The organism is Deltaproteobacteria bacterium (genome assembly GCA_016235345.1).
Classification (GTDB): domain Bacteria; phylum Desulfobacterota; class Desulfobacteria; order Desulfobacterales; family Desulfatibacillaceae; genus JACRLG01.
Window position 1 is genome coordinate 154,767 of record JACRLG010000028.1, and the last position, 14,819, is coordinate 169,585.

14 protein-coding genes are annotated in these 14,819 nt (G+C 60.1%); 13 read left to right on the forward strand and 1 reads right to left on the reverse strand.

The window, feature by feature from the left end; all coding sequences use genetic code 11:
* The first annotated feature begins 15 nt into the window (after nucleotides 1–15).
* The 7 genes from HZB23_14315 to HZB23_14345 are packed head-to-tail and all read left to right on the forward strand — an operon-like array spanning nucleotide 16 to nucleotide 9,126.
* Entirely contained in the window at nucleotides 16–2,643 is a 2,628-nt protein-coding gene (locus HZB23_14315; GenBank protein ID MBI5845829.1) for a glutamate synthase, read from the forward strand.
* Nucleotides 2,644–2,690: 47 nt separating this feature from the next.
* A complete protein-coding gene (locus tag HZB23_14320) occupies nucleotides 2,691–3,254 on the forward strand; it encodes a 4Fe-4S dicluster domain-containing protein (protein MBI5845830.1) in 564 nt (187 codons plus the stop codon).
* 12 nt (nucleotides 3,255–3,266) lie between these two features.
* Entirely contained in the window at nucleotides 3,267–4,091 is an 825-nt protein-coding gene (locus tag HZB23_14325; GenBank protein ID MBI5845831.1) for a CoB--CoM heterodisulfide reductase iron-sulfur subunit B family protein, read from the forward strand.
* 39 nt (nucleotides 4,092–4,130) lie between these two features.
* Nucleotides 4,131–7,169, forward strand: a complete 3,039-nt coding sequence (locus tag HZB23_14330; GenBank protein ID MBI5845832.1) for a CoB--CoM heterodisulfide reductase iron-sulfur subunit A family protein — start codon at nucleotides 4,131–4,133, stop codon at nucleotides 7,167–7,169.
* Between the two features lie 23 nt (nucleotides 7,170–7,192).
* Entirely contained in the window at nucleotides 7,193–7,639 is a 447-nt protein-coding gene (locus HZB23_14335) for a hydrogenase iron-sulfur subunit (protein ID MBI5845833.1), read from the forward strand.
* Between the two features lie 15 nt (nucleotides 7,640–7,654).
* On the forward strand, nucleotides 7,655–8,329 hold the full coding sequence (locus tag HZB23_14340) for a methylenetetrahydrofolate reductase C-terminal domain-containing protein (protein MBI5845834.1): 675 nt from the start codon (nucleotides 7,655–7,657) through the stop codon (nucleotides 8,327–8,329).
* Nucleotides 8,326–9,126 (forward strand): methylenetetrahydrofolate reductase, encoded by an 801-nt coding sequence (locus tag HZB23_14345; GenBank protein MBI5845835.1) that lies wholly within the window; start codon nucleotides 8,326–8,328, stop codon nucleotides 9,124–9,126. The genes HZB23_14340 and HZB23_14345 overlap by 4 nt, the downstream gene beginning before the upstream one ends.
* A 72-nt stretch (nucleotides 9,127–9,198) precedes the next feature.
* On the opposite strand, the gene HZB23_14350 is transcribed toward HZB23_14345, so the two are convergent.
* Nucleotides 9,199–10,515, reverse strand: a complete 1,317-nt coding sequence (locus tag HZB23_14350) for a (Fe-S)-binding protein (protein MBI5845836.1) — start codon at nucleotides 10,513–10,515, stop codon at nucleotides 9,199–9,201.
* Between the two features lie 296 nt (nucleotides 10,516–10,811).
* Between HZB23_14350 and rpmF the strand changes: the two genes are divergently transcribed.
* From rpmF to HZB23_14380, 6 genes are all read left to right on the forward strand, one after another.
* The gene (gene rpmF, locus HZB23_14355; GenBank protein ID MBI5845837.1) at nucleotides 10,812–10,991 is read left to right on the forward strand and encodes a 50S ribosomal protein L32; all 180 of its coding nucleotides are present in this window, start codon (nucleotides 10,812–10,814) and stop codon (nucleotides 10,989–10,991) included.
* A 382-nt stretch (nucleotides 10,992–11,373) separates the two neighbouring features.
* Complete coding sequence (gene fabG / locus HZB23_14360) at nucleotides 11,374–12,105, forward strand: 3-oxoacyl-[acyl-carrier-protein] reductase (GenBank protein ID MBI5845838.1); 732 nt, start codon at nucleotides 11,374–11,376, stop codon at nucleotides 12,103–12,105.
* 68 nt (nucleotides 12,106–12,173) lie between these two features.
* A complete protein-coding gene (acpP, locus tag HZB23_14365; protein ID MBI5845839.1) occupies nucleotides 12,174–12,404 on the forward strand; it encodes an acyl carrier protein in 231 nt (76 codons plus the stop codon).
* Between the two features lie 66 nt (nucleotides 12,405–12,470).
* On the forward strand, nucleotides 12,471–13,787 hold the full coding sequence (locus tag HZB23_14370; protein ID MBI5845840.1) for a serine hydroxymethyltransferase: 1,317 nt from the start codon (nucleotides 12,471–12,473) through the stop codon (nucleotides 13,785–13,787).
* Between the two features lie 12 nt (nucleotides 13,788–13,799).
* A complete protein-coding gene (folK, locus tag HZB23_14375; protein ID MBI5845841.1) occupies nucleotides 13,800–14,303 on the forward strand; it encodes a 2-amino-4-hydroxy-6-hydroxymethyldihydropteridine diphosphokinase in 504 nt (167 codons plus the stop codon).
* 163 nt (nucleotides 14,304–14,466) lie between these two features.
* Nucleotides 14,467–14,724: a hypothetical protein gene (locus HZB23_14380; GenBank protein ID MBI5845842.1), complete on the forward strand. Its 258-nt coding sequence runs from the start codon at nucleotides 14,467–14,469 to the stop codon at nucleotides 14,722–14,724.
* The last annotated feature ends 95 nt before the right edge of the window (nucleotides 14,725–14,819 follow it).

Below are 14,819 nucleotides of genomic sequence, written 5' to 3' on the forward strand. Positions count from 1 at the left end.
GGACCGAACCTTATCATGAATACACCTTCTTTCGCCGATCTTATAAGCCGCTCCCGGCGACGCCTTTATAATGATGTCATGCCCCCAATGCGCTCCAAGGACGCAGAGGAAGGCGGCTGCGGAGTCACCGGCTTCGCCTGCTCGGTCCCGGTTGGCGGAAAGCACATATTCGAGCCGAGCCGTCTCATGCACAACCGGGGAAACGGCAAGGGCGGCGGCATAGCGGCGGCGGGGCTGGTGGCCGAAGACCTTGGGGTCACCCGCGAAATCCTGGACAATTCCTTCCTGGTCCAGGTGGCCTACCTCGATCTTGACGCCCGCAAAAAGGCCGAGGAGGAGGGGATTTTCCCCTGCTGCGAGGTTCTGGCGGCAAGCCAGATTCCAACCCTGGATGATTACCGGGAAATCCCCGGCCTTGAGGTGCGCCCTCCCGACGTGTGGCGGTATTTCGTGCGGGTCAAGCCCGACGTGCTCTCCCGTTTCGCGCAGGAAAACGGCCTGGAAAACCAGGACCCGGACAAGGTTGAAAACGAGTGCCTGTGGCAAAACACCATAAGATTCAACAAGGCGTTCTACGACCCCCACGGCGACAAGCTGGCCTTCATCGTGAGCCAGGGCCGCAACATAATGATTTTGAAGATAGTGGGCTACGCCGAGGAGGTCGCCAAATACTACCGCCTGGACGACGTGCGCGCCCACATCTGGATAGCCCACCAGCGCTACCCCACCAAGGGCCGGGTGTGGCACCCCGCCGGGGCTCACCCCTTCATGGGGCCTGACATAGCCCTGGTCCACAACGGCGACTTCGCCAATTATCATTCGGTGTGCGAGTATTTGCGCCAGAAAAACATCCACCCCAACTTCCTTACGGACACGGAAGTCGCGGTTCTGATGTTCGACCAGTTGAGCCGCACCTACGGCTATCCGCTTGAGTACGTGATAGAGGCGCTCGCCCCCACCACGGAAATGGACTTCGACCAGCTTCCCGAAGACAAGCAGCGGGTCTACCGCGAACTTGGCCACATGCACATCCACGGCTCGCCGGACGGCCCCTGGTTTTTCATCATCGCAAGAAACAACCTTGCAAAAAAGCAGTTCCAGCTTATCGGCATAACCGACACCGCAATGTTGCGGCCCCAGGTTTTCGCCCTTCACGACGGCGCGGTCCAGGTGGGGCTGGTGTGCTCGGAAAAGCAGGCTCTCGACGCCACCCTTGCAAGCCTTGCCGCCGAAGACCCAAGGGTCTGCCCGGTTGCGGACAAATACTGGAACGCGCGCGGCGGAAGCCACACAGACGGCGGGGCCTTCATCTTCACGGTGGCGGACGACCCGGAAAAGCCCGGCGAAAAAAGGCTCTCCTGCGCCGACAAGTTCGGGGCCGCCGTCCCCCTTCCCCAGGGCCAGGAGGAATGCGACGTAACCGTCGCTCCCAAGCCGCTGGCCGATTCGGCGGCGGTTTCGGCAAGCCTCGAAGCGCTTGCGAAAACCGGCGACGCGACCGGGATTTTCAGGGCGGTTACGGAAAAAATCGCCACCGGCACCTTTGACGATCTTCGGGGCACTGCCTCGATTCTGGCCGAGATCGCCAAGAAGGGCGATGCGGAAAAGTCGGCGGTCATCGAGGCCCTCACGCTTCTGAACGACCGCCGTTACCCCACGGGAAAACTGAAGCGCCGCTCGGTTCTGGACATAATCCACAACACCCTGACCGATGTTTTCGACGCGGTGGCTCCCATCGGCTCAGAAAGCGAAAGCCGCTTTCGGCTCATCACCCTTCAGACAGTCAATAACCTTGTCGCCCCGCACTGCGCCGACGCTGTGCTTGTTCTGAACGCGGCGGGTTTCGAGCCGGAGGGCGATGACTGCGACGCGCGCCTGCAGGTGGCGGCCTTTAAACTCGGCTGGCGCAAATTCATCTGCTGCGGATACCGGGGACAACGCTTCCTTGGCTGCGGCATGGGGCCGAACACCGATGACGTTGAATTCGACGTTTACGATTCCTCCGGCGACTACATGGCAAGCGGCATAGACGGCATGACCATCAGGGTCCACGGAAACGCACAGGACCAGTTGGGCCAGATCATAAAGCGCGGAAAATTCGTGGTTTTCGGCGACGTGGGCCAGACCTTTTTGTACGGGGCCAAGGGCGGCGAAATCTACGTCATGGGCAACGCCGCAGGACGGCCCCTCATCAACGGCGTGGGACGGCCAAGGGTGGTCATCAACGGCACGGCGCTTGATTATCTGGCCGAATCCTTCATGGCGGGCGACCCCCACAAGGGGGGAGGCTTCGTTGTGCTGAACGGCGTCACATTCGACAACGACGGAAAAGTGGTGCCGCTTTCCAACCCTTATCCGGGCAGCAATCTCTTTTCGCTGGCGTCCGGCGGGGCCATCTACATCCGGGACCCTCACCGCTCGCTGGTTGACGAGCAGCTTAACGAGGGCGCTTTCATGGAACTCGATAAGGCCGACTGGCGGCTCATCGCTCCTTATCTGGCGGAGAACGAGCGGCTTTTCGGAATCGAGGTGGAACGCGACCTTCTTTCCGTGGACGGCGTCGTCAGGGAGCCTGCCCAGGTTTACCGCAAGGTGGTGCCGAAGAAGGTCTACATGTTGGCAAGAGAGTCTGTGGAAGAGTAGGCGGTTGCCAAAAACATAAGCTGATGCAAGGGCTTCAAGGAATAAATATGAACCTCGAAAACGAAGCAGTCGCTTTCGATACATCTTACGCGGCAGGCTGCGCCGAAAAAAGCGGCGTGGACATCTTCGCCTGCTACCAGTGCGAAAAATGCACCAACGGCTGCCCGCTTGCCTTCGCCATGGACGTTATGCCCCACGCCATTATCCGCATGATGCAGGCGGGGCTTATGGATGAGGTGGAAGATGCCGTGACTCCCTGGGTGTGCGCGTCCTGCGAGACCTGCGTCACCCGCTGCCCGAACAATATCGACGTGCCGCGCCTGATGGATTTTCTGAAGCAGGAGGCCATCAAAAAGGACATCGAACCAAAGGTTCCAGAAGTGGCGGCTTTCCATAAAACATTCATGGACAACATCCGGCTTTTCGGGCGGGTCCAGGAAACGGCCCTCATGGGGGCTTATCAACTTAAAGGCATCCGGCAGGCCGCCGACCTCATTAGCGCCCCGGTCATCGAAAACGTCAAGCTGGGCCTCAAAATGGTGGCCAAGGGCAGGATGTCGCTTATTCCCAAGTTCGCCAAGGGGAAGAGCCGCATAAAGAAGTTGTTCTAAGGAGAAATCTTGATGGACTTGACCTATTATCCCGGCTGCTCCCTCGAAGCCACGGCCAGGGATTACGACGAGAGCATAAGGGCGGTGTGCGAGGCCCTGGGGATACGGCTCCACGAGCTTATAGACTGGACCTGCTGCGGCGCGACTTCCGCGCATGTGACGAGCGACAGGCTTTCGGTCCTGCTTCCGGCCTCGAACCTTCCGGCGGCGGAAAAGGCGGGCTACGACGTTCTGGCTCCATGCCCACTGTGCTTCAACCGCTTGAAGCGCGCACAGAAGCCGGTAGGCTCGAACGTTTTGGTGACCGACCTCAACTCGCTCCTTTCGCGGAATGAAGTTCTTGCCTCCATAAAAAGCGCCAAAAAGGCCGATCTTTCGGGCATCAAGGCTGTATGCTATTACGGATGCATGGCCAACCGGCCCCCCAAGGCGCTTGAAAGCGGCGACTGCGAAAACCCGGTCGGCATGGACAGGGTGGCCGAAGCCTGCGGAGTCACCGTGATCGACTGGTCCTACAAGACCGACTGCTGCGGCGCGAGCTTCGCGGTGTCCCGCCCAGACATCATGACCACACTGGTGCGCAAGCTCTACGACAGGGCCCTGGAAGCCGGGGCCGGGTGCATTCTGGTATCATGCCAAATGTGCCAGGCCAACCTCGACATGTACCAGGACCGCATGAATAGGGACTTGGGAACGTGCTACGACATTCCCATCATCTACATAAGCGAGATAGCGGGAATGGCCCTGGGCCTTGAAAAGCCGGAAGGATGGTTCAAGCGGCACCTCACGGACCCGATGAATTTTTTGAGGTCCAAGGGCGTGATCAAAGCTGCATAAGGCGCTTTTGTCTTTTAGTCTGTCAGGACGGCGGAGCAAATGAGCGAGACGATAAAAAAAGACCCCACGGGCGCGGTAATGGTGGTGGGCGGCGGCATCGCGGGGATACAGGCGAGCCTTGATCTGGCCGATTCCGGCTACCTTGTATATCTGGTGGAGCGTAAAAGCTCCATCGGCGGGCGCATGAGCCAGCTGGACAAGACCTTTCCCACCAACGACTGCGCCATGTGCATGGTCTCGCCCAAGCTCATAGGCGTGGCGGGCCATCCCAACATCCGCATCCTTACGCTTTCGGAGCTTGTGGGCGTTACCGGGACACCCGGTTATTTCACGGCAACAGTGAAAAAGCATCCCCGTTACGTGGACGAGAGCCGTTGCGTGGGCTGCGGGCTGTGCGCGGAAAAATGCCCCTCAAAGGTTTCCGACCCATACAACCAGGGGCTAACGAAGCGCCGCGCCATTCACTTACGGTATCCCCAGGCCGTGCCCCTTGTCTACTCCATTGACGCCGAACACTGCCTTCATCTCACAAAGGGCAAGTGCGGCAACTGCGAAAAGGTTTGCAAGCAAAACGCCATCAATTTCGACCAGAAGGAAGAAGTGGTCGATATTCCCGTGGGCAGCGTGATCCTGGCTCCGGGCTTCGATCTTTTCGAGGCTGAAAAGGCAGGAGAGTACGGCTACGGGCGGTATGAAAACGTCATAACCACCATGGAGTTCGAGCGCTGCCTTTCCGCCACCGGCCCCACGGACGGCCACATCACACGTCCTTCCGACAAGACCGTGCCCAAGAAAATCGCGTGGATACAGTGCGTGGGCTCACGCGAGCGCCTGCGTGAGGGCCGGGCCTTCTGTTCTTCGGTCTGCTGCATGGCCTCTGCCAAGGAGGCCGTGGTGGCGAAAAGCCATCATCCCGAAATCGAACCCACCATTTTCTACATGGACCTGCGCGCCCAGGGAAAGGGCTTCGACGCCTACTGCGAGAGGGCCAGGGAAACCAACGGCGTAAAGTACGTGCGGAGCATGATCTCCCGGGTGGCGCAAAATCCGGTCACCAAGGATTTGATTTTAACGCACCTTGACCCCGCCACCGGAAAGCCCGTGGATGAGAGCTTCAACATGGTGGTGCTGGCGGTGGGCATGAAGCCTTCGGCTGAGTCGGCGGAACTCGCGTCGCGCCTTGGAATCGAGGTCAACGAGTTCGGTTTCGCCAAGACCAAGCCGGAAGCGCCCCTCGTGACTTCCAAGGAAGGCGTTTACGTGTGCGGCGCTTTTGCGGGCCCCAAGGACATTCCGGAGACCGTGGCCGAGGCGTCCGGTGCTGCGGTGCGGGCCATGGAGCCAATAGCGGGGGTGAAGGGCTACGAAATTTCCACTCCGGCAAAGCCCGCCGAACGCTCCCTTTTCGGCAAGAAAACCCGGGTGGGCGTTGTGGTGTGCTGCTGCGGAACCAACATTGCCGGGGTGGTGGACGTTGAGGCCGCCGCAGCCTACGCCCGGACCCTCCCGGAAGTGGAAGCGGCGGAAGTGATGCTTTTCGCCTGCTCCACTGATTCCAAGGCCGCCATCAAGGACATGATCGTAAAGAACCAGTTGAACCGAATGGTCGTGGCGTCATGTTCCCCCAAGACCCACGAGGAGCTTTTCCGCTCCACCCTGGTGGAGGCTGGCCTCAATCCGTATCTGATAGAGATGGCCAACATAAGGAACCAGTGCTCCTGGGTCCATGCAAAAGACGGCGCGGCTGCGACTGAAAAGTCGAAAGAGCTTATCCGCATGTCCGTGGGGAGAGTCAAGCAGCTCACCCCCATCGAGGCCAAATCCGTGCCGGTTGTTCACACGGCGCTGGTGGTGGGAGGCGGATTGAGCGGTATGACTGCGGCCCTAACTCTTGCGGGCCAGGGCTACGTTACCCACCTTGTGGAAAAGGACGAGGCCCTTGGCGGTCGCTACAAGAACTCCGAGCCACTGGCTGACTGGGACCAGGCAAGGCACGTCGAGGACCTCATCAGCCGGGTGAACGCCCACCAGAAGGTTCGGGTACATACCGGCTCGGTGGTGGAGAAGTCAACCGGGCAGGTGGGCAACTTCGTAAGCCGGATAAAGACGGCAGACGGAGCGGAAGTGATTGTGAAGCACGGAGCCGGGGTCATCGCCACGGGAGCGGTGGAGGCGGCCACAACCGAATATCTTTTCGGCAAAAGCGACAGGGTTCTGACCCAGACGGCGCTTTCCGGACGGATCAAGGCGGGCAGGGCTTCCAAGGGAAAGGGCCTCACCGTCATGATCCAGTGCGTGGGAAGCAGGAACGCGGAGCGCCCCTACTGCTCGCGCACCTGCTGCACCCAGGCGGTGGTGAACGCCATCAAACTCAAGGAATCAAACCCCGCAGGCGACGTCATTGTCCTTTACCGGGACATAAGAACCTTCGGCTTCATGGAGCTTTTGTACGAAAAGGCCCGGAAACTGGGAGTGGTGTTCATCCGGCACGAGGCTGAAAATCCGCCCGAGGCATTCATGGAAGGCGGGGCGCTCAAGGTCCGTTTCACGGAACCGGCATTGGGGCGCAGGATGACGGTGGCCCCGGATCAACTGGTGCTTTCCACGGGCCTTGACCCGAACCCGGCCTCGAAGCAGATTTCATCAGTTTTCAAGCTGACGGTGGACCCACAGGGATTTTTCCTTGAGGCCCACCCCAAGCTCCGGCCCCTAGATTTCACATCCGACGGACTCTTCCTCTGCGGCGACGCCCACGGACCCAAGTTCCCGGAAGAATCCATCGCGCAGGCTCTTGGAGCGGCGGGGCGGGCGGTGACCATACTTTCACGCGACGCCATAACCGTGGGGCCGGTTTCCGAGGTTGACCCGGAGCTTTGTGCGGCCTGCCTCACCTGCGTGCGCACCTGCCCCTATTCCATACCGGCCATCAACGAAAAGGGCGTCAGCTACATAGACCCGGCCCGTTGCAAGGGCTGCGGCATGTGCGCCGCCGAATGCCCTGTTGGGGCCATCTCGGTGCAGAATTGCAGCACAGGGCAGATTGAGGCGAAAATGTCCGCACTTTTCAGAACCCCTTAAAAACTCAGGGGAAAGTTTTTATCATGACTGAACAGTTTGAACCGGAAATCGTGGTCTTCTGCTGCAACTACTGCTCCTACGCGGCGGCGGACCTTGCGGGATCCATAAGAATGGATTACCCGCCCAACATAAAGATAATCCACGTGCCATGTTCGGGCCGGGTGGACGCCATAACGCTTCTGCACACCCTGGAGGCCGGAGCCGACGGAGTGTACGTAACCGGCTGCATGGAGGGCGACTGCCACTTCACCACCGGCAATTACAAGGCCAAAAAGCGCGTGGCATACGTGAAAAAGATAATCGCGGATGCCGGGATCGAGCCCGAACGCGTGCAGATGTTCAACATATCGGCCTCCGACGCGCCGCTTTTCGCCCAGGTGGCCAATGACATGACGGAAATCATCCGCAAGCTGGGGCCAAACCCGCTCAAGGCGGACAAGAAGAATAACCCGGCTGAAAAAGCCGCCTAGGAAGGGAGCCATTTCATGATAGTGGCGGAACACAAGCCCATCAGGGAGCTTCTGGCCCTTGTGGAGGGCTGCGACAAAATACTGATGGCGGGCTGCAAGGGCTGCGTTTCGGTCTGTAACGCCGGCGGCCAGAAGGAAGTGGCTATTTTGGCCTCTGCCCTTCGCATCGCGCGGAAAAAAGCGGGCAGGCCCATCGAGATCACCGAGCTTACCCTTGACCGCCAGTGCGAGCCGGAATTCATCGAGTGGCTGGAGGAGCCCATAAAGAAAAGCGGCGCGCAGGCTGTGATGTCCCTGGCGTGCAGCATCGGCCCCCAGTACATCGCGGAAGCCTATCCGGGGCTTATGGTGGTTCCCGGCCTCAACACCACCTTCATGGGCGGCACCGAAAAGCACGGAATATGGGCCGAGTACTGCTCCTCCTGCGGAAACTGCGGGCTGGTCAATTTCGGCGGCCTCTGCCCCGTCACCCGCTGCGCCAAGGGCCTTTTGAACGGCCCCTGCGGCGGCTCGGTGGATGGCACCTGCGAGGCCAACCCTGACACGCCCTGCATCTGGGACATGATCTACGAGCGCTTAAAGGGCCTTGGGCAGCTTGACCGCCTGGAAAAAGCAATCGGCCCCAAGGACTGGTCAACAAGCCTTTCGGGCGGCCCCCGGAAGATCGTGAGGGAGGACCTTACCCTGTGAGCACATCAAGCCGTCTGAATGATACCCTGGCGGGCGGAGGCTTCGCTGTCCTTGCCTTGGCCCCTTCCGTGTGCGGAGTCGATCTTGCGCCCGTGAAAAACTTCGCCGCCTCGGTAAAAGGCAAGGTCACCGCCGTAATCGCCCCGGATAACGCGGGGGCTGCGGTTTCCGCCTCGGCCCTGGCGGTTTCCCGCACCCTTTTGTACGCCGACGTGGAGCCGGTGATGTGCATGGCAACCCGCGACCGCAACCGCATGGCCCTGTGCGCCGATCTTCTGGGAGCCGGAGCCCTTGGAATCGTGAACATCTTCGTGACCAACGGCGTTCACCCGAACATCGGTTCCATGCCGCAGTCGATGCGGGTTTACGATGTGGACGCAGTGCTGATGCTTGCCATAGCCAACAAAATAATGGCCGAAAAGGCCCTGCCCAACGGAGAGGCCGTGACCGGTGAGCCCAATTTTTTCCTGGGCGCGACCGCCAACCCCTTTGTTAAATCGGCGGAGCTTCATCTTTCGGTGCTAAAAAAGAAGGCTGCGGCGGGTGCCAAGTATTTCATCACCTCGCCTGTTTACGATGTCGCGGCTTTTTCCTCCTGGATGGACGGCATCAAAAAGGCGGGAATCGCCGACAAGTGCGCCGTAATCGCGGGCGTTCCCCTTTCCAAAGAAAAGTACGGGGACGAGGCCGTGGCCAAATGCCGCGAAACCATCGCCGCCGTCAAAAACGTGCCCGGTTGCCGTGGAGTGGCCATAATGGCCCCTGGCTATGAGGAAATGACTGCCCAGGTTTTATAGTACGCTGATTCAAGGATGACCGGCAGGGGGGAGCGGGGCTGAGGCCTTTCTCCCCTTTTCCGTTCCAAGCCTTCAGGATGGCCCCAAAAGCCTTTCCAGGAGCACCAGGGGATGCAGCACACCTGTCTTTCCGGCCCTTTTCAGCCTGTAAACCCCCTCGGTGAATTGCAAAAGGCAGCCGGTGCAGCCGGTGACGACAAAATCCGGGGCCGCATCCATCACCTTTTTTCCGTAGGGTTCAAAAATCTCCATGGAAAGATCGTGGTGCTTCGCGTTGAAGCTCCCCCCGTGGCCGCAGCAGGAGGCGGGGACGCCCTCGCTCACCAGCTCGATGGAAGGCATCCCGGCAAGGAGCCTTCGGGGGCTGTCGTCCGCCCCGGCTCCGAAGCGCAGGTGGCAGGGCGCGTGATAGTGGACCCTTAACTGCGGCCCCTTGGTGGCCGAAAGCCGGGCGGCGATGTCGGTTTCGGAGTGGAGGAAGCGGAGGGCGTCCCGGTGGAGCCGGGCGAGCTCCAGCGCTTTGCCGTAAAGGGGATCGTCCGGGCCGATGAGGTCGGGCCAGGAAAGCACCTGGTGGCCGCAGGAGGCGCACACCGTCAACAGGGCCTTTATGTCCATGCCGGAAAAGGCCTCCACGTTCTGGCGTGCAAGAAGGCGCGCGGTCTCGTAATCCCCGGAGGCCAGGGCCGGAAGCCCGCAGCAGCCCTGGGTGCGGGGGGCCAGGATATTGTGGCCCGTAAGCCCCCCCAGGCGTGACAGGGCAAAGGAGGCGTCAGTAAATATGTGGTTGGCCCCGCATCCCACAAAAAAGCCGACGTTTTTCGCATCGGGCGAAAAAACCGCCCCCACGGGCGGCGAATCCAGAAAGGAGCGGGCGGCCAGGGCGGGTATCACGTCCCGGCCCGCAAGGACCGAGGCCGGAAAGCGGAGGAAAAGCCCGCTGGTGTCTGCTATCCTGCCTGAAACCAGGGCTGCGGCCAGCCTGCCGCCCTTTCGGAGGATTTCGCCCGCAAGGTCGCCCCTGGTGAGCGCCGCAAGCTCCAGCCTGGCCTTTAGCGAGGCCCCGCCTTCGGCGAATTTTCGCCTGCGAGCCCCGATGAACTCTCCCACAGTGTCGACCCTGGCCGCGCACACATCCGAGCATGCCCCGCACAAAAGGCACCTGTAAAGCGCATCGCCCGGCACTTCAACCGGGCTTTCGCCGTGATCCTTCGCCCAGCGCAGAAGGGCCAGCCTGCCGCGCGCCACATCGGCCTCCCGAAGCGTTGCGCCGTAAACCGGGCACACGCTCATGCACTGGCCGCAGCGCACGCATCCGGGCGAGCCCGGCGAGTCCCCGCCGTCTTTTTCGGTTTCCGTCATTTTTTTGATCATGCCTTTTTCGAGCATCACGAAATCCTTGTAATCCCATCCACAAGCGAAAGGCAAGGACCACGGCCCGGAAAACCGGCGGGCATGAAATTTCGGAAGCCTTCAATCGGTCAATTCATCCCGATCTCTTATAAAATGATGTTCTTTCTTGACAAGGCAGCCCTTTATGGAATATCAAATTTCGCTTGCAGGGCCTTCGGCCTGCTTTGACAAAAAAACTTACGGAACCATAAAACAAGTCCGGCAAACATCCGATAACGGCCAGCGCGGCCCTTTTACGGGTTTTAAGGCCGGGCCGCACAAGGAGTATTGAAATGCCTCTTCCAAAGCACCGGCACTCCCGGCAGAGACGCGACAAAAGGCGCACCCACGACAAGCTCGAAGCGCCCATGATCGTAGTGTGCCCCCAGTGCAAGGCACCCAAGCTGCCCCATCACATCTGCCCCAACTGCGGAACCTACAAGGGCAGAAGCGTGGTTGAGACAAAGGAATGATCTCCGGGCCGGACCCCGGCATGGGGTCCGGCCCTCATTCTTGCGGCGCATCCTCTTTCGTCCGGGGCTGCGCCGAAAATTTCAGGCCCCACCCGCCGCCCCACCAAGCGCGGGGACTCAGGGGGCGTCAGCGAAAACCGGCAGGTTCCGACGCCCTCGGCCACGGCCCTTTCCCGGCCCCCACTTTACCCGGCCATGGCCGCGCACCCGCCCCGTGAGGCTTAAAACCGCCGGACGGAGATAACGGCATGTCGGTCCCCCAATCCCCAGGTTTTCCGCTTACCCAAGAATCCGAAACAAGCCCCGAAGCCCCGGCCTTTCCTTGCGAACGTGGCGCGGCAAAGGCCCTTTTGCGCCCTGTCGCCGAAAGCGGGGCCGCCTGATGGAAGAAACCCCCACGGCGGTGGTGTCCGGCGGATCGCGCGGAATCGGAAGGGCCATCGTCATCCGGCTCGCATCCCAGGGATACAGGGTCTTTTTCAACCACTTCGACCCGGACGACGGATTCTGCCGCCAGACCGAGGAGGCCGCCCCCGGCTCCAGGGGCTTTAGGGTCAACGTGGCGGATTCCGCAAAGGTTGCGGAATTCTTCGACACGGTGGTAAAAGAAGCCGGACGCTGCGACGTGTGCGTGAATAACGCCGGTATCACCCGCGACGGCTTTCTGCTCCGCATGAAGGAAGCCGACTGGGACGATGTGATTGCAGTGAACCTGAAAGGCGTTTTCAACTGCCTGAAACACGTCGGCAAAATAATGATGAAGCAGAAATCCGGCTCCATCGTTAACATCGCCTCGGTGGTGGGCCTTACGGGCAACGCGGGCCAGGCCAACTACTCGGCCTCCAAGGCGGGCGTCATCGGCCTCACCAAGAGCGCGGCCAGGGAGCTTGCCGGATGGAACATAAGGGTCAACGCCGTGGCCCCCGGCTTCATCGAAACCGACATGACGGCGGTGCTTCCGGACAAGGTGAAGGACCAGTTCATCTCCCAGACCCCGGCAAAACGCATGGGGACGGCGGAGGAAGTGGCCGACGCGGTGATGTTCCTGGCAGGCGATCAGGCGTCCTTCATCACGGGCCACATTTTGAGTGTCAACGGCGGCCTTTATATGTGAATGACAACGGAGGCTTTCACCGGGCGGGAAGAAGCCGGGAAGCGCTCCGACAAAAGAGAGGAAAGTAAATGTCCATCGAGGAAAGAGTCAAAAAAATCATCGTCGAAAAACTCAAGGTGGAGCCCGACGAGGTGGTGCCCCACGCCAAGTTCATCGAAGATTTGAAGCTGGATTCCCTGCATTTGATCGAGCTCATCATGACCATGGAGGAGGAGTTCGAGATGGAGATATCCGATTCCGACGCGGAAAAAATCAAGTGCGTCCAGGACGCCGTGGATTACATAAGAAATCACGCCTAAAACCGTTCGGCCCTCCAAGCGGAATCATGCCCGAAAGGCTGTGCAAGGCCACAAGGCTTTTCCCGTATGCGGTCCGAGCCGTTGAACAATGATCACTGGGGCCTCTCGCCCCGCCCGAAAAGGAAGAAACCCGTGGACCTGGAAATCATCGGAAAGGCCGATCCCGAAATCGCAAAAGCCTTGGCTCTTGAGCTTGACCGCCAGAAATACACCCTGGAGCTCATCGCCTCGGAAAACATAGCGTCCCGCGCGGTCATGGAAGCCCAGGGAAGCGTGATGACCAACAAGTACGCCGAAGGCTACCCGGAAAAACGGTACTACGGCGGCTGCGAATACGTGGACGTGGCGGAAAAGCTCGCCATCGAACGGGCTTGCAGGCTTTTTTCGGTGGATTTCGCCAACGTGCAGCCCCATTCGGGCTCCCAGGCCAACATGGCTGTGTATTTCGCCATGCTTGAGCCCGGAGACACGGTTCTCGGAATGAACCTCGCCCACGGAGGCCACCTCACCCACGGAAGCCCGGTGTCCTTTTCTGGCCGGATATACAATTTCGCCCACTACGGGGTGAAAAAGGAAACCGGGACCATAGATTTCGACCAGTTGGAAGCCCTGGCAAAAGAGCACAGGCCCAAGCTCATCGTGGCCGGAGCCAGCGCCTACCCGCGCACCCTCAATTTTCCCGAATTTTCCCGCATCGCAAAAAGCGTGGGCGCGAAATTCATGGTGGACATGGCCCACATAGCCGGGCTCGTGGCCGCCGGGGTCCACCCTTCCCCCTTCCCCCACGCCGACGTGGTGACATCCACCACCCACAAGACCCTTCGCGGGCCTCGCGGCGGGCTCATCCTAACCCAGGATGCGGCCCTTGCCAAGAAGCTCGACAGCCAGATCTTCCCCGGAATCCAGGGCGGGCCCCTCATGCATGTCATCGCCGCCAAGGCCGTGGCCTTTGCCGAGGCGCTCACCCCCGAATTCAACCGCTACCAACAGCAGGTGGTGAAAAACGCCGCAACCCTGGCGGCCCGGCTTTCCTCCCACGGCCTTGCCCTGGTTTCGGGCGGCACGGACAACCACATGATGCTGGTTGACTTAAGAAGCATAGGCGTCACAGGGAAAACCGCCCAGGCGGCCCTTGAGCTTGCCGGAATCACCGTGAACAAGAACGCGGTGCCCTTTGACACCGAAAAGCCCACCATAACGTCGGGCATCCGGGTGGGAAGCCCTGCTGTGACCAGCAGGGGAATGAAGGAGCCCGAAATGGAGATCATCGCCGATCTCATAGTAAGGGTCCTCAAGAGCCCCGAAGACGCGGAGCTCGCGGCAACCGTGCGGGCCAGGGTGAAGGAGCTGTGCACGGCCTTTCCCATCTACCAGGGCATGTGACGGGCGGCCTTTATGGTTAAAGCGGCCCTGGGATACGGCTCCAAGATCGGGGAGCGCGAGGAGAACCTGAAAAGGGGCCTGGCCCTTCTGGAAGAGGGCGGCCTTGTCAGGGTGCTTGCGGTGTCCCCCCTTTATTTCACCAAGCCCGTGGATTACGAGGACCAGGACTGGTTCGTGAACGGCGCGGCGGTGGTTGAGACTTCTCTTTCCCCACGCGAGCTTCTGGGGCTTCTGAAATCCGTGGAAACAAGGGTGGGGCGCACTAAAGGCGGGGTGCGTTTCGGCCCAAGGGTGCTCGACATGGACATCCTTCTGTACGGGGATGAAACGGTGAGGGAGGACGACCTTGAAATCCCCCACCCGCGCATGGACAAAAGGCGTTTCGTTCTGGCCCCCCTTTGTGATATAGTGCCGGACTGGGTTCATCCCCTAAGGGGCATCACGGTTCGCGGCCTTCTGGACGCCCTTGGAGAAAACCCGGGCGACGTGGTCCCCTTGGGAAATGGTCCATCTTAGGGGCTGTTTCCAAAAAAACTTTTACAGCCGGTTGCGTCTTCATCCCTTCCGACTGTGTTGCGCTCCTTGCGGAATAGCTGGCTATTACTCAGTCGCGCGCCTTGTCGGAAGGGCGAATAAGCAACCTTACGTGTGACAAATTTTTTTCGGAAACAGCCCCTAAATGATAAGACTTCTTCTTGTCGGAGCCGCCTTCTACTTTCTGTACAAGCTCTTGAAGGAGGCGGTGAATCCGGGCCCCGGCCCATCCATTCCCCGCACCCGTAACCAGCCGGACGCCATTGACGACGTTATGGTGAAGGACCCTCAGTGCCAGGTCTATTTCCCCCTAAGGGAAGGGGTCCCGGCCACGGTGGACGGGAAGACCGAGTATTTCTGTTCAACGGAGTGCCGGGACAAGTACCTTTCCGGTCGCGGCTGATTCGGAGCTTATCCGTAACTAAGCTCTTACTTTCCCCCCCCTTGCGGCCATGCCCACCATGCCCCTGTATCGACGCCTGATTTCCAGCCGAAAGC